This is a genomic window from Streptococcus sp. A11, from assembly GCF_043674225.1.
Classification (GTDB): Bacteria; Bacillota; Bacilli; order Lactobacillales; family Streptococcaceae; genus Streptococcus; species Streptococcus suis_V.
In genome coordinates, this window is sequence record NZ_JBIMJS010000004.1 from 70,447 (window position 1) to 91,092 (window position 20,646).

At 44.2% G+C, this 20,646-nt stretch carries 18 protein-coding genes; 14 read left to right on the forward strand and 4 right to left on the reverse strand.

Features of this window, described 5'->3' with window-relative positions; genetic code table 11:
* Nucleotides 1-359: 359 nt before the first annotated feature.
* The 3 genes from dhaM to dhaK are packed head-to-tail and all read right to left on the reverse strand — an operon-like array spanning nt 360 to nt 2,309.
* A complete protein-coding gene (gene dhaM, locus ACHBIF_RS03565; RefSeq protein ID WP_105111702.1) occupies nt 360-734 on the reverse strand; it encodes a dihydroxyacetone kinase phosphoryl donor subunit DhaM in 375 nt (124 codons plus the stop codon).
* Nucleotides 731-1,309: a dihydroxyacetone kinase subunit DhaL gene (gene dhaL, locus ACHBIF_RS03570; RefSeq protein WP_172059185.1), complete on the reverse strand. Its 579-nt coding sequence runs from the start codon at nt 1,307-1,309 to the stop codon at nt 731-733. Before dhaL ends, dhaM begins: the two co-directional genes overlap by 4 nt.
* 10 nt (nt 1,310-1,319) lie before the next feature.
* Nucleotides 1,320-2,309 carry a dihydroxyacetone kinase subunit DhaK gene (gene dhaK / locus ACHBIF_RS03575; RefSeq protein WP_394718689.1) on the reverse strand — a complete coding sequence of 330 codons (990 nt, stop codon included), beginning with the start codon at nt 2,307-2,309 and terminating at the stop codon, nt 1,320-1,322.
* A gap of 147 nt (nt 2,310-2,456) precedes the next feature.
* On the opposite strand from dhaK, the gene dhaS reads away from it, so the two are divergent.
* The 6 genes from dhaS to ACHBIF_RS03605 all read left to right on the forward strand — a co-directional run bounded on the left by dhaS (nt 2,457) and on the right by ACHBIF_RS03605 (nt 10,939).
* The gene (dhaS, locus tag ACHBIF_RS03580; protein WP_105122619.1) at nt 2,457-3,011 is read left to right on the forward strand and encodes a dihydroxyacetone kinase transcriptional activator DhaS; all 555 of its coding nucleotides are present in this window, start codon (nt 2,457-2,459) and stop codon (nt 3,009-3,011) included.
* Nucleotides 3,008-4,003, forward strand: a complete 996-nt coding sequence (gene dhaQ, locus ACHBIF_RS03585; protein WP_394718691.1) for a DhaKLM operon coactivator DhaQ — start codon at nt 3,008-3,010, stop codon at nt 4,001-4,003. Before dhaS ends, dhaQ begins: the two co-directional genes overlap by 4 nt.
* A gap of 96 nt (nt 4,004-4,099) precedes the next feature.
* The gene (locus tag ACHBIF_RS03590) at nt 4,100-8,494 is read left to right on the forward strand and encodes a PolC-type DNA polymerase III (protein ID WP_394718693.1); all 4,395 of its coding nucleotides are present in this window, start codon (nt 4,100-4,102) and stop codon (nt 8,492-8,494) included.
* A gap of 145 nt (nt 8,495-8,639) precedes the next feature.
* Entirely contained in the window at nt 8,640-9,242 is a 603-nt protein-coding gene (locus ACHBIF_RS03595) for a nitroreductase family protein (protein ID WP_394718695.1), read from the forward strand.
* Between the two features lie 163 nt (nt 9,243-9,405).
* Nucleotides 9,406-10,647, forward strand: a complete 1,242-nt coding sequence (locus ACHBIF_RS03600) for an aminopeptidase (RefSeq protein ID WP_394718697.1) — start codon at nt 9,406-9,408, stop codon at nt 10,645-10,647.
* A gap of 58 nt (nt 10,648-10,705) precedes the next feature.
* The gene (locus ACHBIF_RS03605; protein WP_105111300.1) at nt 10,706-10,939 is read left to right on the forward strand and encodes a GlsB/YeaQ/YmgE family stress response membrane protein; all 234 of its coding nucleotides are present in this window, start codon (nt 10,706-10,708) and stop codon (nt 10,937-10,939) included.
* A gap of 220 nt (nt 10,940-11,159) precedes the next feature.
* Here ACHBIF_RS03605 and ACHBIF_RS03610 read toward each other — a convergent pair whose 3' ends face one another.
* The gene (locus ACHBIF_RS03610) at nt 11,160-11,300 is read right to left on the reverse strand and encodes a putative holin-like toxin (RefSeq protein WP_105111299.1); all 141 of its coding nucleotides are present in this window, start codon (nt 11,298-11,300) and stop codon (nt 11,160-11,162) included.
* Between the two features lie 129 nt (nt 11,301-11,429).
* On the opposite strand from ACHBIF_RS03610, the gene ACHBIF_RS03615 reads away from it, so the two are divergent.
* The 8 genes from ACHBIF_RS03615 to ACHBIF_RS03650 all read left to right on the forward strand — a co-directional run bounded on the left by ACHBIF_RS03615 (nt 11,430) and on the right by ACHBIF_RS03650 (nt 20,643).
* A complete protein-coding gene (locus ACHBIF_RS03615) occupies nt 11,430-11,663 on the forward strand; it encodes a GlsB/YeaQ/YmgE family stress response membrane protein (protein ID WP_105111298.1) in 234 nt (77 codons plus the stop codon).
* Nucleotides 11,664-11,815: 152 nt separating this feature from the next.
* Nucleotides 11,816-12,742 carry a helix-turn-helix transcriptional regulator gene (locus ACHBIF_RS03620; protein ID WP_105111297.1) on the forward strand — a complete coding sequence of 309 codons (927 nt, stop codon included), beginning with the start codon at nt 11,816-11,818 and terminating at the stop codon, nt 12,740-12,742.
* Between the two features lie 348 nt (nt 12,743-13,090).
* A complete protein-coding gene (locus ACHBIF_RS03625) occupies nt 13,091-13,915 on the forward strand; it encodes a hypothetical protein (RefSeq protein WP_394718700.1) in 825 nt (274 codons plus the stop codon).
* A gap of 30 nt (nt 13,916-13,945) precedes the next feature.
* Nucleotides 13,946-15,640 (forward strand): SEC10/PgrA surface exclusion domain-containing protein, encoded by a 1,695-nt coding sequence (locus ACHBIF_RS03630; RefSeq protein ID WP_394718814.1) that lies wholly within the window; start codon nt 13,946-13,948, stop codon nt 15,638-15,640.
* 125 nt (nt 15,641-15,765) lie between these two features.
* Complete coding sequence (locus ACHBIF_RS03635; protein ID WP_105206516.1) at nt 15,766-16,095, forward strand: hypothetical protein; 330 nt, start codon at nt 15,766-15,768, stop codon at nt 16,093-16,095.
* A gap of 24 nt (nt 16,096-16,119) precedes the next feature.
* Complete coding sequence (locus ACHBIF_RS03640) at nt 16,120-16,839, forward strand: hypothetical protein (RefSeq protein WP_394718703.1); 720 nt, start codon at nt 16,120-16,122, stop codon at nt 16,837-16,839.
* A gap of 148 nt (nt 16,840-16,987) precedes the next feature.
* Nucleotides 16,988-18,736, forward strand: a complete 1,749-nt coding sequence (locus ACHBIF_RS03645) for a hypothetical protein (RefSeq protein WP_394718705.1) — start codon at nt 16,988-16,990, stop codon at nt 18,734-18,736.
* Nucleotides 18,737-19,080: 344 nt separating this feature from the next.
* Nucleotides 19,081-20,643 (forward strand): 2-isopropylmalate synthase, encoded by a 1,563-nt coding sequence (locus tag ACHBIF_RS03650; RefSeq protein ID WP_394718707.1) that lies wholly within the window; start codon nt 19,081-19,083, stop codon nt 20,641-20,643.
* Nucleotides 20,644-20,646: the final 3 nt, after the last annotated feature.

Consider the following 20,646-nt stretch of genomic DNA (forward strand, 5'->3'; position numbering starts at 1 on the left):
CAAATAAAGGAGAGGTTGGGCATAAAGTCCAGCCTCTAACTATTTTATTATGTGATTTTTAGTTCGGGAGCGAGAAAGAACTCGATAGATGAAAAGAGAGTTCATTTTCCCCGCACAGCTTCAACTGTTTGGGAGACAGTTGAAGGTTGGAAATTGAGCGAACTCAGTTCGCATCATAACGTAAAGGTCTGGTTCGGAGCGTAAAACGCGAAGTGCTGAGGATTGTTTCACAATCCCAATTTCCCACCTTTCACAGTTCCCCAAACTGTGAAACCCCAATCAACCCCTGAGCTGAGATGGTGACACAAACTAAAGAAAACGAGCCTAGGCTTTTTGCCCAGGCTCGTTTAATAATGAATCTATTTTTTGATTTCAAGCTCCTGTAATTGGTGCAAAATGGTTTCTAAATCAGCTCCTGCCTGCAGGAGAGCGGCAGCTGTATAGCAGCCTTCAACGACGGGAACAGTCTGAATCAGGACTTCTTTTTCTGAAAAATCAGCAACCATTTCGATATTCATCCGAGCGCTTCCTAGGTCGAAAAAGGCTAAGATGGTGTCTGCATCATTTTCTTCTAACTTTGCCTGGACGGTCTCAAAGCTAGTGCCGATTGAACCATCCTCCAAGCCACCGCAGTAGGTCAAAGAAACGTCCTGAGTTACTTCCGAGACTAAATCGATAATCCCCTGGGCAAGATTTTTGGAATGGGAGACTAGTAAAATGCCAGTTTTTGTCATGAACCTGTCACCTCCAGGAGGGATTCAAAGAGTAGGCCAGATGAGTAAGAACCAGGATCGATGTGGCCGACAGAACGTTCGCCAACATAGGAAGCACGTCCCTTAGTCGCAAGTGTATCAGCAGTAGCTTGGACAATTTCCTGAATCAGATTAGGAGTGAGTTTGTCTTCCCTAATGGCAGAGATGACAGGGGTCCAGACGTCGACCATGGTTTTTTCGCCCAGATCCGCCTTGCCGCGTTTTTGAATCATATCCAGGCCTTCTTGTAACATAGAAGCCAGTTCAGCACCAGCTTGGCTAGCCTTGGACAAACCCATAAAGGCCGAACCGTAGAGGGGACCAGAGGCACCACCTACCTTACTGAGCAGTTGCATGGCTACAATTTTGAAAATCTGGTCCGCACTGGCAAATTCCTTGCCATCCAGTTCAGTCATAACAGCAGCCATCCCACGGGCCATATTGCCTCCATGGTCACCATCACCAATAGGGGTGTCCAGCTCGCTTAGGTAATCCTTGTTTGCTTGAATTTTTTCGTTGAATCGTGTCATCCAAGCCAATGCTGTTCTTACATCCATAGTTTTTCTCCTACCAGCCGGCTACTTGTACAGGGGCGTTTAGAGCCTCTAGCCAGCTTGGTTCTTCTAATTTTATAAGGGTCAATGATAGGCCAGCCATATCAATTGATGTCATGTAATCGCCGATTTTCTTGTAGTCTACCTCAATGCCTTTTTCCAGCAATAGTTTAGCTACGTCGTTGGCAAAGACATACTGCTCCATGAGTGGGGTTGCGCCTAGACCATTGATGAGAAGACCGTAATGTTCGCCTTCTTTGAGCTCAAAGCCTTTGGCTAATTTTTCAACCAATTCGGCTGCCAATGTTGCGGACGGTTGCAATTTTTCCTTCTTATAGCCAGGTTCGCCGTGGATGCCGACCCCATATTCAAACTCATCTTCTTCTAAAACGAAGCCAGGTTTTCCTACTTCAGGAACGGTTGCACCAGATAGGGCCAGACCAATTGTCTTAATCTGTGGAACTAATTTGTCGGCCAACTCTTTGATGGCAGCGAGAGACTGGCATTGTTCAGCAGCATGTCCGAGAATTTTATGAACTAGGATGGTTCCAGCAACCCCGCGTCGACCTTGGGTATAGAGGCTATTTTCCACGGCAATATCATCGTCGACAACTACACTTGCGACCTCGATACCTTCCATTTCTGCCAATTCTTGGGCCATTTCAAAGTTCATGATGTCACCAGAGTAGTTCTTAATGACCATGAAGACCCCGGCACCTTCATCGGCTGCCTTGATTGCCTCTAGGATTTGGTCCGGTGTTGGGGAGGTAAATACTGCGCCACAGACAGCAGCAGACAGCATACCTTTACCGACAAAGCCTGCATGAGATGGTTCGTGGCCAGAGCCTCCTCCAGAGATGATACCGACCTTGCCAGTCTTTTCTGCCTTGCGGACAATGACTTCAAAGCCCTCTATACGTTCTACCAGGTCATTGTGCATAAAGACCAGGCCATTGAGCATTTCGTCAACAACATTTTCAGGTTGATTGATAATTTTTTTCATGAGAAAACCTCCGTGATATAATACTAAGATTATTATATTGTATTGTGTAGGCAAATTAAAGGGACAATTGGTCAATTTTGTCCCTTTTTTTACATAAGTGTATCTGATAATGTATAATAAGATAGGAGAGACCAGAAGGGAGGCAGCATGGGCACTTCATTGCTGACCAAAAAGCGCATCGCAAAGGCATTTAAAAAGCAGTTGATTGAAAAGGGATTTGAGAAGGTGTCTGTGGTAGAGGTTATGCAGGAGGCTGCTATCCGTCGCCAGACCTTCTACAATCATTTCCTAGACAAGTATGAGCTCTTAGATTGGATTTTTAAGACGGAGCTGGAAGAGCAGATTACGGATAATTTGAATTATATTAGTGGATGGAAGTTGTTGGATGAGTTACTTTACTATTTCGACAGCAACCAGTCTTTTTATGCACGGATTTTTTCAGTCAATGAGCAGAATGACTTCAGGAGCTATTTATCTGACTATGTTAGGCTTTTGTTGGAAAAAATCATAGATGAGTGGTCTGTTAAGCAAGAGGTAGAAGTAGTAGGGTCGTTAAGGCTCTTCCTATTAGCCTACCATACCAAGGGTTTGGTGGGCTTTATTGAGGCGGGGGTGGTTGACCCCAATCACCAGCTACATACTTCCTATCGGAACCTAGTTTCCGTCTTGTTGCAATCACTTGAAGGAGGGAGAGGACAATGAGTCAATTGCCATTATTTTATCAGGAGGAAGACTTGCTACAATCCTATATAGATGGGCTCTTGCTGGCTCATCCTCATTTGGAGCAACTGGAGAATTATCCCATTATTGTGGATAAACATCAGGCCGAGGACTGGGTGCCGATTTTGTCGGGTGGTGGTTCCGGGCATGAACCGGCCCATATTGGTTTTGTCGGCCAGGGTATGCTGACTGCCGCTGTCTATGGGAAAATATTTATTCCACCGACTCCAGAGCAGATTTTAAGAGCTATCCGCCATATCAATAGAGGCCAGGGTGTCTTTGTCATTGTCAAGAATTTCGAGGCTGATTTAGCAGGCTTCGGCCAGGCCATTAAACAGGCGCGTCAGGAAGGAATCGATGTCCGCTATATTGTTTCCCACGATGATATTTCTGTCGAACCCAAAAAGCAATTTCAGATGCGGCATCGGGGGCTGGCGGGTACTATTTTCTTGCATAAAATATTAGGTGCTGCGGCTCAGGCTGGGGCCAGTTTGGCTGAACTGGAGGCCCTTGGCCTAGAATTGGCGACGGAGATTGCTACCATTGGCTTTGCGACCAGCTCTGCTCATTTTCCTGGGCATGACCAACCCCTCTTTCAGCTGGAAAAGGGCAAGATTTCCTACGGCATGGGGATTCACGGGGAGGAAGGTTACCGGACGGTCACTTTTGAATCGGCTGAGCAGTTGGCCAATGAAATCGTCAACAAATTAAAGATAAAATTCCACTGGCGAGAGGGTGAAGATTATATCCTTTTGGTCAACAATTTGGGTACCGTTTCAGAGTTGGAATTGGGAATCTTCACGAATGCTATCTGCCAATTTCTAGATTTGCAGGGCCTGCAGCTTCCTTTTATCAAGCAGGGAAGATTGATGACCAGCTTAGACATGGCTGGGATTTCGGTGACCCTCTGTCGCTTGAAAGACCGTAAGTGGCTGGATTATCTGCTAGCGGATACGGATGCGGCTGCCTGGTAGAAAGGTGAATGCAGTCAGGACTTGCCATAGTCTTCCCCTCGAAAATTGGGCTGGATTGTGGTAAAATAATCCTAACAACATTCAAAGGAAATCAACATGTCAGATAAGTTTCAACTCTTGCTCCAACAGATCAATATGCCTCTTGATGCTCGGCAATCAGAGGCTTTTTCATCTGGAAAGATTGAGAAGGTTGTCCTGCATAAGGTCAGCAAGCTCTGGGAATTTACCTTCCGCTTGCCTGCTCCCTTGACCCTCCTGGATTATCAGCTTTTCAAGGCAAGGCTAGCTACTGAGTTTGAAAAGATGGGCAATAGGGTCCGTTTTGCCATTGTGACGGATTTGGAAGCCTACGACGGTGACTTGCTGGTGGCCTACTATCCGGAGGCCTTTACGGAGGAGCTCTGCCAGAGTGCTGGTTTCAAGGCCCTCTTTCAGCCGCTGGAAGTCGTCTATCGGGATGGTGTTCTCTGGATCAAGGGACCTGAAACCATTGACACGGTTCATTTTCGCAAGAATCATCTGCCAAATCTAGTCGAGCAATACGCCCGTTTTGGCTTTGCAAATCTCAAGGTGGACATCGAAGTTTGTCAAACCATGACCGAGCAACAGGCTGCGGACTTCCAGAATCAGAATGAGCAAATTTACCAGCAGGCCAATGAGGAAAATCTGGCTGCTCTGGAACAACTAGCACAGATGGCGCCACCACCAGAGGCAGCTCAGCCATTTGTCCCAGAATATAAGAAGACCAACCGGCCTGCCAAGGTAGCCATCGATAAGGCGGAGATTACGCCTATGATTGAGGTCGACAGTGAGGAAAACCGCGTGGTCTTTGAGGGGCTAGTCTTTGAGGCGGAGCACAAGACAACCAAGACGGGACGGGTCATTATCAACTTCAAGATGACCGACTACACCTCTTCGTTTACCCTGCAAAAATGGGCTAAAAATGAGGAAGAGGCCCAGAAATTTAGCATGATAAAGAAGGGGCAATGGCTCCGGGTGCGGGGAAATGTGGAGACCAACAATTTTACCCGTGATCTGACCATGAATGTCCAGGAAATCCAAGAAGTCAAGAAGGAAATCCGCAAGGACCTGATGCCAGAAGGTGAGAAACGGGTCGAATTTCATGCCCATACCAACATGTCAACCATGGATGCCCTTCCTGCCGTTGAGGACTTGGTGGCACGGGCTGCAGCCTGGGGGCACAAGGCGGTTGCTATTACCGACCACGGCAATGTCCAGTCCTTCCCTCATGGTTACCATGCAGCCCGCAAGGCAGGGATTAAGGCTATTTTTGGTATGGAAGCCAATATCGTTGAGGACTCGGTGCCTATTGTCTACAATGAGACGGATTTGGTCTTGTCAGATGCGACTTATGTAGTCTTTGACGTGGAGACGACCGGACTTTCTGCGGTCAACAATGCCCTCATTCAGATAGCGGCCTCTAAGATGCACAAGGGCAATATCATTGCGGAATTTGATGAATTTATTGACCCAGGTCACCCGCTCAGTAAATTTACGACTGAACTGACAGGGATTACGGATGAGCATGTGCGTGGTTCCAAGCCCTTGGAGCAAGTTCTGCGGGAGTTTCAGGACTTCTGCCAGGATTCCATCATGGTTGCCCACAATGCCACCTTTGACATTGGTTTCATGAATGTCAACTACGAGCGAGCTGGCATGCCTATCATCAGCCAACCGGTTATCGATACGCTAGAATTTGCCCGAAACCTTTATCCAGACTACAAGCGGCACGGTTTGGCAGCCTTGACCAAGCGATTTGGTGTTGCTCTTGAGCATCACCACATGGCCAATTATGATGCGGAGGCCACTGGTCGCCTACTCTTTATCTTCTTAAAAGAAGCCTTGGAGAAACACAATCTGACCAATCTCAACCAGCTCAATACAGAATTGGTGGCGGAGGATTCTTATAAGAAGGCCCGCGTCAAACACGCTACGCTCTATGTGGTCAATCAGGTTGGGCTGAAAAATATCTTCAAGCTGGTTTCCCTGTCCAATACCCAGTATTTTGAGGGTGTTCCTCGGATTCCGCGGACGGTGCTGGATGCTCATCGAGAAGGCTTGATTTTGGGAACGGCCTGCCAAGAGGGTGAAGTCTTCGACGAACTCTTGTCCAAGGGCATTGACGATGCGGTTAAGAAGGCTACCTACTATGACTTTATCGAGGTCATGCCTCCAGCCCTCTACGCGCCCATGATTGCCAAGGAGCAATTCAAGAACATGGGCGAGATTGAGGAGACCATCAAGCAGTTGATTGAGGTCGGTCGCAGGGCTAATCTGCCTGTTCTTGCGACGGGTAATGTCCACTATATTGACCCCGAGGAAGAAATTTATCGTGAAATTATTGTGCGGGCCTTGGGCCAAAGTTCGCCGATTAACTGGACTATCGGCAATGGTGAGAATGCCCAGCCTGCTCCCCTGCCCAAGGCGCATTTCCGTACTACCAGTGAAATGCTGGATGAATTTGCCTTCCTAGGCGAGGCGCAGGCGCGTGAGATTGTCATCACTAATCCAAATGCCATGCTGGACCGTTTCGAGGATGTGGAAGTGGTCAAGACTGACCTCTACACGCCCTATATTGAAAAGGCAGAAGAGACAGTGGCGGAGTTGACCTACCAGAAGGCTTTCGAGATTTATGGCAATCCTCTGCCAGATATTATCGATCTGCGGATTGAGAAGGAGTTGACGTCCATTCTGGGTAATGGCTTCGCCGTGATTTACCTGGCATCGCAGATGTTGGTGCAACGGTCAAATGAACGAGGCTATCTGGTTGGTTCACGGGGGTCTGTCGGCTCCAGTTTCGTTGCCACCATGATTGGGATTACGGAAGTAAACCCTATGCCTCCTCACTATGTCTGCCCAAATTGTCAACACAGTGAATTTATCACAGACGGTTCCTATGGTTCAGGTTTTGACCTGCCAGATAAGGACTGTGAAGAATGTGGCACCAAGTATAAAAAAGATGGTCAGGACATTCCTTTCGAGACCTTCCTTGGTTTCGATGGTGACAAGGTTCCCGATATTGACTTGAACTTCTCAGGGGATGACCAACCGTCTGCCCATTTGGATGTTCGGGATATTTTTGGTGAAGAAAATGCTTTCCGTGCAGGAACGGTTGGTACGGTGGCCGCTAAGACTGCCTATGGTTTTGTTCGAGGCTATGAGCGGGATTATGGCAAATTCTATCGAGATGTGGAAGTAGAACGCTTGGCTGCTGGAGCGGCAGGTGTCAAACGGACGACAGGTCAGCACCCAGGGGGAATTATCGTGTTCCCTGATTACATGGATGTCTATGACTTTACGCCTGTTCAGTACCCGGCCGATGATGTGACCGCCAACTGGCAGACTACTCACTTCAACTTCCACGATATTGACGAGAACGTTCTCAAGCTCGATGTCCTAGGGCACGATGACCCGACCATGGTTCGTAAATTGCAGGACTTGTCTGGCATCGATCCACAGACTATTCCGGCGGATGACCCAGGTGTCATGGCCCTCTTTTCTGGCACGGAAATTCTGGGAGTTACCCCAGAGCAGATTGGCACACCGACCGGTATGTTGGGGATTCCCGAGTTTGGGACCAACTTTGTACGGGGGATGGTGGAGGAAACCAAACCGACCACCTTTGCAGAACTATTACAGCTGTCTGGACTATCTCACGGTACGGACGTATGGTTGGGCAATGCCCAGGATTTGATCAAGGCGGGAATTGCCGACCTATCTACCGTTATCGGTTGTCGGGATGACATCATGGTTTATCTCATGCACGCAGGTTTGCCACCTAAGATGGCCTTTAACATCATGGAACGGGTGCGGAAGGGCATGTGGCTCAAGATTTCCGAGGAAGAGCGAAATGGCTATATCCAAGCTATGAAGGATAACAAGGTGCCAGACTGGTACATAGAATCCTGTGGAAAAATCAAGTACATGTTCCCTAAAGCCCACGCGGCTGCCTACGTTATGATGGCCTTGCGGGTTGCTTATTTCAAGGTTCACTATCCTATTTACTACTATTGTGCTTATTTCTCTATTCGGGCCAAGGCCTTTGATTTGGCGACCATGTCTGGTGGTTTAGATAAAGTCAAGGCTAAGATGGAAGAAATTGCCCTTAAGAAGAAAAACAATGAAGCCTCAAACGTTGAACAGGACCTCTACACCACGCTTGAATTGGTCAATGAGATGCTGGAACGTGGTTTCAAGTTCGGTAAGCTGGACCTTTACAAGTCTCATGCGACTGACTTCTTGATTGAAGAAGACACCCTCATCCCCCCATTCGTCGCTATGGATGGTCTGGGAGAAAACGTAGCCAAGCAGGTTGTGGCGGCGCGTGCCGAGGGAGAATTCCTCTCCAAGACAGAACTCCGTAAACGGGGAGGTCTATCTAGCACGCTTGTTGAAAAAATGGATGAGATGGGCATCCTCGGCAAAATGCCAGAAGATAACCAGCTCAGTCTCTTTGATGATTTGTTTTAAACACCTGTTCACTGTTTCTTTTGGAAGCAGTGAATTTTTTTAAAAAATGAAGTCAAACCTCTTGACTAATGTTGTTAATAGGTATATAATCTCTACATAGTGATAAAAACTACTATGTAGTAACAATAAGAAAAGAGGAAACTATATGTCAAACTTTGCAAAACTTCAAGAAACTCGTCGTTCTATCTATGCACTTGGTAAAGAATTGCCAGTATCAAATGAAGAAGTAGTAGCACTCGTAGAGAAAGCCATGAAAGAATCTCCATCAGCTTTCAACTCACAATCAAGCCTTGCAGTTGTACTTTTCGGTGCTGAATCAGATGCTTTCTGGAACGAAATTGCCTACAGCGAATTGGAAAAAGTAACACCAGCAGAGGCTTTTGAAGCAACAAAAGGTCGCTTGGCTAGCTTTGCGTCAGGTGCTGGTACTATCTTGTTCTTCGAAGACCAAGATGTTGTCAAAGGCTTGCAAGAAAGCTTCCCACTTTATGCTGAAAACTTCCCAATCTGGTCTGAACAAGCTCACGGTATCAACTTGTACGCAGTATGGTTGGCTTTCGCTGAGAAAAATATCGGTATGAATGTACAACACTACAACCCATTGGTTGATGCACAAGTTGCTGAAAAATACGGTATCCCAGCTAACTGGAAACTCCGTGCCCAAGCACCATTCGGTAGCATTGCAGCTCCAGCAGCAGACAAAGACTACATGGCGGATGCTGACCGTGTAAAAGTTTTTGGTAACTAATACTCTGCGAAAATTGGAAATATCCGTTGTCAGTCTGTCCAGGTGAGTGTAAGACTGTCGGATAGAATCTGAGACTTCCTGTATCAGCAGGAAGTTTTTTTGTCAGTCTAGCTTCAAAATATGATACAATAATAGGGTATTTCAAAGTACAAAGGAGAAAAAAATGGTACTACCAAATTTTAAAGAAAATCTTGCAAAATACGCTAAACTCTTAGTTTCAACAGGTATCAATGTCCAACCTGGTCACACGGTTCAATTGACTATCGGTGTAGAACAGGCTGAGTTGGCTCGTTTGATTGTCAAAGAAGCTTACGCTCACGGTGCTAAGGAAGTCTTGGTCAACTGGTTGGACGATGTGATTGCGCGTGAACGTTTGGTTAATGTCGATGTGGAACTCTTGGAACAAGTTCATCCACAACGTATCACAGAAATGAACTACCTCTTGGAGCGCAAGGCAAGCCGTTTGGTGGTCTTGTCTGATGACCCAGGTGCTTACGATGGCGTTGATCCAGAGAAATTGTCTCGCAACGCACGCGCACTTAGCCAGGCCTTGAACCCAATGCGGCAAGCATCCCAAGCTAACAAAATCAGCTGGACACTCGGTGCAGCCTCTGGTTTGGAATGGGCCAAAAAAGTCTTTCCGAATGCAGCGTCTGACGAAGAGGCAGTGGACCTCCTGTGGGACCAAATCTTCAAGACCTGCCGTATCTACGAGGAAGATCCAATCAAGGCTTGGGAAGAGCACGAAGCACGCTTGGTGGCTAAGGCTAAGGTGCTTAACGACGAGCAGTTTGTCAAATTGCACTACACAGCACCAGGAACTGACCTCGTTCTCGGTATGCCGAAGAATCACTTGTGGGAAGCGGCTGGTTCGGTCAATGCCCAAGGTGAACACTTTATTGCCAACATGCCAACAGAAGAGGTCTTCACAGCACCTGACTACCGTGTGGCAGATGGCTATGTAACATCAACAAAACCACTCAGCTACAACGGTAACATCATCGAAGGAATCAAAGTAACCTTCAAAGATGGTGAAATCGTGGATGTAACGGCTGAAAAAGGCGACGAAGTCATGAAGAAATTGGTCTTTGACAACGCTGGAGCACGCGGTCTTGGTGAAGTTGCCCTTGTACCAGACAAGAGCCCAATCTCTCAATCAGGTGTGACTTTCTTCAACACCCTCTTTGATGAAAATGCCTCAAACCACTTGGCGATTGGCCAAGCCTATGCCTTTTCTATCGAAGGTGGTACAGAAATGAGCCAAGAAGAGCTCAAAGAAGCAGGCCTTAACCGTTCAGATGTCCATGTGGACTTCATGATTGGTTCTAACAAGATGAACATTGACGGTATCCGTGAAGACGGCACTCGTGTGCCAATCTTCCGTGACGGTGAGTGGGCTATCTAATGATATGATATAAGACTGGGCAACCAGTCTTATTTTATAAGAATAGGAGGAATACAGAATGTTATCAAGTATTATCGCAGGTGCTATTATTGGCTTAATTGCTGGGGCTTTGACCTCATCAGATGACCGTCGTGGCTGTATAGGAAATATCATCCTTGGACTTGCAGGTTCATGGATTGGACAGTTGCTCTTTGGTGATTGGGGTCCACAGTTTGCTGGTATGGCCCTGGTACCGTCAGTCTTTGGAGCAGTATTGCTGGTGGCGATTTTTTCTAGTTCTAGACGGAATTAACTAAAATAATTCTATTATCCGATTTTTTCTGAAAAAGTCGGATAAATTTACTGGTATGCCGATATTATTAAAAGTTGCTTTTCATAGCTTTCGTGTTATAATAGAAATAGAAAAAGGTAGTTGCGATAACAACCACCTGACGTAGAACCGTTAAAAAGACGGTGACTCGTTTATATTAGACTATAACTCGTCCAACAACTCGGTCAAAAGTGGGGACGGGTTATTTTTTGTCATTTTCTTTGAAGATTTTATAGCACAAGCTGATTAAAGCAATGGTAAAGCCACCAAAAGCTAGAATCGTTTGTACAACTTCAAAAGCTGTCAAAAGAATGCTCCTCCTTTCTGTTAGATTTTGATGAATTGCCCATAGGCATCACCTCACTTTCAGAAACTCAAGAGCCACCGTCTTCACTTTTCTACTAAATAATTATATCATAAAATGCAAATATGTATTATATTTCTGGTATGCTGAAAACATTCTGGATAGAAGATGTTATCAAGTATTATCGCAGGAGCCATTATTGGCTTGCTTGCAGGTGCTCTTACTTCGTCAGATGACCGTCGTGGCTGTCTTGGAAATATCATCCTTGGACTTGCAGGTTCATGGATTGGGCAACTGCTCTTTGGTGACTGGGGTCCACAGTTTGCTGGTATGGCTTTGGTACCGTCAGTCTTTGGAGCAGTATTGCTGGTGGCGATTTTTTCTAGTAGTCGAAAAAGCTAGATAGGAAGTAAACTATAGTTTCATGAAGGTTTAAAAAATGAATAAATGGCATTTTATGAAAGAAAAAAGAAACTATTAGTTAAACCACCTCCCAAAAGATAGCAAAGTCGGTTATAATAGATGACATAGATATACAGAAAGGGAGGAATCCTATGTCAGATTTGCATCCATTTGGCCGTACTTTTAAAGAATTGAGAGAAAAGCGAGGATTATCTCTAAAGGAAGCGGCTGGAAGTATTGTGAGTCCACAATTTCTCAGCCAGTTTGAAAAAGAGGAGAAGGGAATCAGTGTTGAGAACTTCAGTCGTCTCCTGATTTCGATCGGTGTCACCTGGGAGGATTTTGCCTTTCGTTATCAAGGGGATAGTATCGATTATTATTTGCAAGTTTGGGCAGAAAATAGACGACAACAGGTCAACAGTCTTGATTTTCGTCAACAGTTTAATGAACAAATGGGGGATTATGTTAAGGATAATCCCGAACTCAAGCAATTAATGTTGGACTTGGTTGCATACATGTTTACAGACTATAGTAAGGGTAGCAATCTGGATAGGAAGAAGGAGATAGAAGAAAGGATGATTCATCATCTAAAAAAAATCACCTTCCTCAATGTCCTAGAACATGACTTGCATGTGCAAATTTTTCAACATTGTTCCTATGAACTCAATGAAAAAATGACACAGTTCTATCTGGACACCTATAAAACGACCAAGAGTTTTGATACAGCTATTCAGTCCCTATTGAATCTGGGGTTTATGATCGACTACTTTTCCGAAAAAGGCTACTATCTCAAGGCTGGAACCTTGGCTGAAGAAATCAAGAATTTCCCCCACCCTGCCAAGCATTTTTTGGTGAGAGAACTCTGTCGCATCGAAATGCGGGCCGTTTACAATCTTCTACGGCAAAATGATAAGTCCGCCATCCCTCGTGCCCGAAACATCATTACCTATCTTGAAGCAGATACCAATCTCATACCCACCGAGGCTAATATGCGCCGGTTAATCGAATTTCGGGAAATCTTTAATAAACTCAATAAAACCGGAATAGATTTGACCGATTCAGTCGGTCATCGATATTAGTAAGGAGCAGCCGTGGCTGCTTTTTTCATTTTCAGAATGAGAACTAGATGAAACTATAGTTACCTGTATTGAAAAAATCAGAAGAAATTTCCGCTTTACAAGTTAAATTGAAACAATAGTTTGCTTGGCTATTTTTAAGAAAAAAAATTTGATAGACTATTGGGGAGATCCTGTCTCATTCGTGCATTGTTCCCCCTCCAGAGATAGTGGATGTCTATCCATCAAGCAAAAGAAAAAAAGGCATTGAAAAGCAACTAAAAATATACAAAAAATCAAGCAAAACCGCTTGACAAAAGGCTTCGGGGGGGGGGGGTACAATAGTAGTGATACAATATAAAAGGAGCTTATATGAATAAGAAAGACTTGTTAAAGACAGTGACCCTTGCCTCAGCCGTTCTTGCAACAGGAGTGGTTAGTTTCTCAGGTGTGGAAGCAAGTGCCGATACGCTGGACACGACACCAACAACAGCTAACGAAACTGCAACACCGACGACCAATCAAGTGACGGAAGAACAAGTAGCAGCTGCTAAGGCAGAAGCTAGCACTATTGGAGATGCGGTCAAACATCAAGAAACGGTGGTTGCAGATGCACTAACGACCAAGCAGGCAGCACAAACCGCTGAAGCAGCAGCACAAGAAGCACTTGTAGCAGCTCAAGCAACAGCAGAAACAGCAACACCAGAAGCCATTCAAGCCGTAGAAGCTGAAATTGTTGAAGCAGAAACTACAGTATCAGAAACTGAAGCCTTGCTTGAATCAACAAAACAAGAAGCATCAACAGCACAAACCCAAGCTGACCAAGCACAAGTAGTAGCTGACACAGCAAACACAGCTTATACAGAAGCTCAAGCACAAGCAGACGCAGCTCAAGAAACTGTTTCACAATTGGAAAACCAAACAGTAAATGTTGAGCAAGCCCAAGCTAGTGTAGATACAGCAAAACAAGACGTAGCTACAGCAGAAGCAAATGTAGCTGAAGCTGAACAAGCCTTGGTTGAAGCTGAAGCAAAAGACCAAACCTTGGCACAAGAAATTTCAGAAGCTAAATCAGCCCTTGACACAGCTAAAGAAGTTGAAAGCAATGCTCAAACTACAGTCGTTGGCTTGGAAGCACAAGTCGCAGACACAGCAAACAAGGTAACAGAAGCGCAAGAAGTTGTAGATTCTCTTTAGAACGAAGTATCTTATACGGTTGATATCAATCTGCCACAAAACGTAAAAGATGCCGTTACGAAATTCCTTTCAGAAATACCAACACTAGAAACTGTAGCTGAGTTGAAACAGGTTATTGAATCAGCACAAATTAGAGAAAATCTAGAACAACATTGGAAACTTAACATTACAGGTGGCGATGAGCTTGTAGATTTTGATAATTTGACAACCAAACAAATCGAACAATTAAACCAGTTCGCAGTAGATGTTTATAACACCTTAGCTGAAACCATTGGATTGACAAAAGTTACAGCCAACACAAAAATGATTGAATTGGCGAAAGTCCGAAGCGAAATGTATGATGCGAAAGATTCAGAATTTGAACATGACTTCACAATCTTACGTGAAAGTGAAAGAGTAGTATTCCCAAATACTGCGGTTTCAGCTGGCGAAAATCTAGCATACACCACATATCGAACAACACCAACATTGCGTGAATTGATGGAAGAACTCAACACTTCAATGGTGTACATGACATTAATTGATGCAAACAGCAACTATGGTCATTGGAATAATTTCGACAAAGCTAAAAGTATTGGCTTATACGTTCACAATGAAGAAACAATGAATCTCGGTGGATATCTAAACGATGATTTGAAACCATGGTACGTTTTCGCAACATATAGAGACCAATTCACAGGTGAAGGCCTCATCACAAGTGCTGTTGAAGCTAATGAGTTAGTACACGCGGCAGACGTAACCTTCACAAGCGACACCAGCGCCCTAACCACAGCGAAAACACAATTGGCAATCGCTAATGTGGCACATAACCGTGCTAAAGCTGATTTGGCTCAAGCTGTAACGGCTTTAAATGACGCGAAAGCCGATGTTGTATCAGCAACAAATGCTTACAACGATTTGTTGTCTACCGAAAGTGAAACAACAAAAGCTCAAGCGAACTTGGATGAAGCTAAAACCAAATTGTCAGAAGCTAAAGTGAAATATGACCAAGCTGTGGATGCCCTAGATGCTCTAACAGCCCAAAAAGCTGAACAAGCTCAAAAACTGGCTACTGCTAAATCAGTTCTTAACCAGGCTCAAGCTAAGGCTGCTGACTTGTATTCAGACTATCTAGCCAAACAAGCCCAAGCTGATGAGTTGAAAACAAAAGTAAACCAACTCAACCAAGAAGTTCAAAATTTGGAAACGGACTTAGCAAACGCGAAACAAGCAGTGGTAGATGCCAAGGCAAAACTCTTAGGTTTACAAGAAGCTGAAGAAAACTTGGTCAAAGCACAAGAAGCCTATGACAAGGCTGTGAAAGCCAGAGAGGAAGCATGTGCAGTATATCAACAAGAATCTGCTAAGTTGACCGAATTACAGGATAACTACTCCCTTGCTGTCAAACACTACCTAAATCTCCTGAACCTTTACAATCTCCAAGAACAAGTGAAGGCTCCGACAGAAGAAACTGGTGATGACCAAGGAACAGTGAAAAACACAGGTACCCCAGCACCGATTGGTACAAATACACCATCAAATGTATCAACTATAAAGACAACCGGAATGGCGCCTACTTCTAAAGAGCAAACTCGATTCCTTGATGTAGAAAAAGCTCCAGTTCAGGCAGCTAGCCTACCACAAACAGGAAGTAATGAAAGTATCTTGTCTAGTTTAGCTGGTTTCACGGTACTAGGTTTAGGGTTATCCCTCGCAATCAAGCGTCGGAAGGCTATAAATGAATAGAATATGGGTATCATACTCTTCGCCCCTACCAAACAATAGGTTTGGAAGAGTATGCTATCTTTGTATGAAAAGGAATATGACCCCGATGGTTTTAACTTGAAGGGTAAAGTAAAAAGGAGAAATTTATGAAAAAGATTTTACAATTAGTATTTTTGACAATCGTTGCAGTCGTTTTAACAGCTTGTGCCCCATCTGTTGATGGTACATATAAGGGTCAAGCTGACGGAGCAGAGTATGTCCTTGTAGTGGATGGTAAAGATGTTTCTATGGATGTGACAGCTATGATTTTTAATATGGAACTAGAAGGGACTATCGATACCTCTAAGAAAACGATGGACTTGTCTGGTTCAATGATGGGACAAGAAATCAATGAAACAGCAACCTATACTCTTAAAGATGATACAATAACACTCGAAATTCAAGACAATACAATCACGCTAGAAAAAGAAAAATAAGTTTCTTGTATTAGGAGTGAAACAATGAAAAAGTATCTAACACTGGGGCTTGCACTAGCCAATTTATTCTTACTCAGTGGCTGCCAGTTAGAAATCGTTCAGCAACTGACGGGTGGTAACACAAGTTCATCAACTAGCAATTCAAGTACTGTCGAAACAAGCTCATCTACCACTTCTTCGACTAGTTTGGAAAGCAGTTCGTCAACCAGCTCAAAAGCGAGCACTAGTTCAACTTCTAGTTCCACGACTAGTAGTAGCCAACAAGAGACAGTGACGAGCTCAGCTGAAAGAGACTATGAGAGTCTGTATGCAGAAACGCTCACAAAAGTTGCTGAGGATCCAGAAGGGACAGTTACCCACTATGCCTTTTATGACATTGATGGCAATGGAACCAAGGAATTGTTTACAGGAGTGCAGGACAGTACTGGTGCTATGTACGGAGCAGCAGTTTACTATCTGAATCAATCTGTTTCTACCTATCTGGCTCACTCTGAAGTTGCGCCAGTAGGTGGCTATCGGGCTAGTTTTACTATCAATTCAGACAGAACTGTGACCCAGTATGAATGGACTTCCTTTAGAGGAGAAGGGATTAAAAAAACTTATCAATTAGCGGCAGATGATAGCGCAGCTATCTTGCTGGAAGAAAAAGAAATCATCATGGGAAGCGCAGAACAACAGGCTGAGGCAGACCCCTATCCTCTGGATTTGGCTATACTAAATTGGCAGGTTTTGGAAGGTCGGTAATTAAAGGATCAAGGATTAGTTTTGATTGGTATTGAAGTTGATAAAGTAGAGTATCAATGGATTTATTCCTATGTTTGGCATCTTAGAATAACCCTCATTTTACATTTGAATTAGAGGGTGGTGGGAGTGAAAAGAGAAAGGGGTTAGGATGGTAACAGAAATTAGAGTAGGAACAAGTGAAGGCTGCCTGAGCTTTCGTGATGCAGTATTGAATCACTCTGGTGATGTCAGAATATATCTAGAACCAGGTCACTATGAGTTTGACAATGGTTTTATCCTGCGAAGTAATTATGAGTTTATTGCAGAAGGTGATGAACTCGGATCGGTCGTAATTCAAGGTACATTTAGGATTGAAAACAAGAGAAATCTTATCCTTCGTAATATTCTCCTAGTTGGAGATTTTAAAAATAACATCATTAAAGTTACTTCAGGCTGTTCACTGACTTTGGACAATTGTGAGGTACATCGAACAGAATTGGTTCAAGATTATCCTGATTATCCTAACTCTACCTACTATCCGCTTGTTTCAGTTAATGGTGGAACAGCAACCTTAGAACAGACCAATCTTTTTGATGATCATTTTCAATATCCTATTCAAGTTCTCAATAATGGGATAATCCGTCTTAATCAGTCCAATTTAGATGCCCTTCATCTAACAAACCAATCACGGGCCGAGGCTATCGACTCGACGATTTATCGAATCTTGTCGGTTGAAGGTCAGTCTACCTTCCAAGCAAGTGGTTTTTTATCTATTTTCCAAGAGGATGATCGGTGGGTAGGTTTGCATGCAACAGGTCAAAGTAATATTCAGATTGAACATCTTTACTGTGGAAGCCATCATCAGCTTGAAGCGAAAATTTTTGATAGTCAGTTACAGATAGATGAGTTAGAACTTCAAGAAGAACAAACTTTTCTCCTCAATCGAACGGAGACCTCAGCAGTTTTTGCGGATTTTGAGCCGGTTCAATGGGGCATTTTGCCCCCTACGCAACCAGTGGTTAAGGAAACCTTACCTCCACAACCTAAGAAACCTGCAATTGAAGGAGAGTTAGTTGAAATTGATGTCCGTCCTATCAACCAATATGAACGAACTGAGCTAATGGATGTTTTTGTTTTCTTGGAACACCATTTGGCGAATGTCCAGGCTCTTCGAAACCGAAATCAAGAGATAAGAAATTGGTATGCAAATCAAATTGAGATTGCGGGAACAGAAGTGTTGTCTGAGAAAGTAACCTCAGGAATCAACGGTGCTACCTTCATTATATCTGCACTTCTCTTCATATCTGGCTTCTTTACAGGAGTAGGTGCTTTCGGTTTAATTCTATATTTGGTTTTTCTTGGAGGTGTGATTTACGTCGTCTCAGAGTATATTGCTCCGATAATTGGCGGAATTGTTAGAATGATTGATCCTACGAAGAGAGCCCGTGAAAATGAAATGAATCGATTGCGTGACGAGTTGAATCAGAGTGCAGAAATTGCAGCTAATAATAGAGAAATCTCAGAAATACTAAATGAAAATGCCTATCAATTCTACATTAAAAAAATCCCTCAAAGTTTTCAGAATCTGAATGACATTATTGGGATTTGGGTTTTGTTGAGAGATTTGAGGGCGGATAATTTTAAAGAGGCTGCCAATCTTGTACGTGAAGAACAATTTAGAAATAAGATGCTGGCCTCACTCAATGTCTTTCAGCAGCAATTGGCAAATATTTCTGTTCAACTGGGTGAAGTTAACGAAAATATTACTGAGTTGAATCGTTTAAATAAAGCTCAACTTGCAATGTTGGCGAAAGTTGATGCTTCAATTTCGGCTGGTAATCACCTTGCTAAAGAAAATAATAGAATTGCCGAGGAAAGAAATAGATTATTAGAGCAAGGGATTACTCTTAAGTGGTAGTTTACTAATCTAACGATATATTCGTTGTAACCAAGTCTCTGAAGGGGCTTGGTTTTATCTGTAACGTGATTTTTTTGAATTGCCGTATTGTTCGGATTTTTCAGAAAATTTCCATTTTTCTGTTGACAAGTGAAAATAAGTAGGGTATCATAGTAAACAATTAAAACACTGAAAGGAAAAGTCAAATGAACGCTGTCACTACAAAATTCTTTGCTTTGTTGTTGCGACGGTCGGGCTAGTGCTGAAAGAATGCATTAGTCCTGTTTGGCTTACCAGGCGGGCGCTGTTGACAACATCTCGCGGGTCTTCGAGGTGTTTTTCTTTTAACTTAGAAAGGTATGTTTATGCGAGTTATTGAATTTCTAGATACCAGTCTGCGGGACGGTGAGCAGACGCCGGGGGTCAATTTTTCCATTAAGGAAAAGGTTACCATCGCCAAGCAATTGGAGAAATGGGGCATTTCAGCCATTGAGGCGGGGTTCCCGGCGGCCAGTCCTGATTCATTTGAAGCGGTTCGTCAGATTGCGGCGGCGATGACCAAGACAGCGGTGACAGGTTTGGCTCGGTCAGTCAAATCAGACATTGATGCTTGTTATGAGGCTCTTAGAGATGCCAAGTATCCGCAGATCCATGTTTTCATTGCTACCAGTCCGATTCACCGTGAATTTAAACTTCAAAAGTCCAAAGAAGAAATTTTGGAGCAGATTACAGAGCATGTTTCCTACGCTCGTCAGTTTTTCGATGTGGTTGAATTTTCACCAGAAGATGCGACGCGGACGGAGTTGGATTATTTGCTAGAAGTTGTGCAGACAGCGGTAGATGCTGGTGCGACCTACATCAACATTCCAGATACAGTTGGCTTTACAACACCTCAGCACTACGGAGAAATTTTCCGTTACTTGACAACAAACATCAAGTCAGACCGCGAGATTATCTTTAGTCCTCATTGCCACAATGACCTAGGAATGGCTGTTGCCAACACGCTGGCGGCCATCAAAAATGGTGCGGGTCGTGTGGAAGGAACTATCAACGGGATTGGTGAGCGGGCGGGGAATGCGGCGCTGGAAGAAGTGGCCGTTGCCCTTGAAATTCGCAAGGATTTCTACAACGTGACTAGTCCAATCGTCCTTGCCGAGACGCTCAATACGTCTGAGCTAATATCACGCTTTTCAGGAATTGCCATTCCGCGCAACAAGGCTGTGGTCGGTGGCAATGCCTTCTCTCATGAGTCCGGCATCCACCAGGATGGTGTCTTGAAAAATCCATTGACCTATGAAATCATTACACCGGAGTTGGTAGGGGTCAAGAAAAATTCTCTGCCATTGGGTAAACTTTCTGGACGTCACGCCTTTGTAGAAAAGCTAAAAGAACTAGACCTGTATTTTGATGAAGGAGATGTAGCTAACTTGTTTGCTCGTTTCAAAAGTCTGGCAGACAAGAAGGAAAAAATTACGGATGCGGATATTCGTGCCTTGGTAGCAGGGACAGAAATTAGCAATCGTGATGGTTTCCAATTTAAAGATTTACGTTTGGATAGTCAATCTGACGGCAGCATCCAGGCTCAGGTCATCTTCGTCAATCAGGATGAGGAAGAAGTGGTGGTTGCTGAGACTGGTAAGGGTTCGGTTGAAGCTGTCTTTAATGCCATTGACCAATTCTTCCAGCAGGACATCAGCTTGGAACGCTACCACATTGACGCCATTACAGATGGAATTGATGCCCAGGCGCGTGTGTTGGTAGCCGTAGAAAATCAGGCAACGGAGACAGTCTTTAACGCCTCTGGTATTGACTTTGACGTGCTCAAGGCTTCAGCTATTGCCTATATCCATGCCAACGTTATGGTGCAGAAGGAAAATAGCGGTCAGATGGACAAGAAATTGTCTGAGAAAGAGTTGCCACAGATTTAGGAG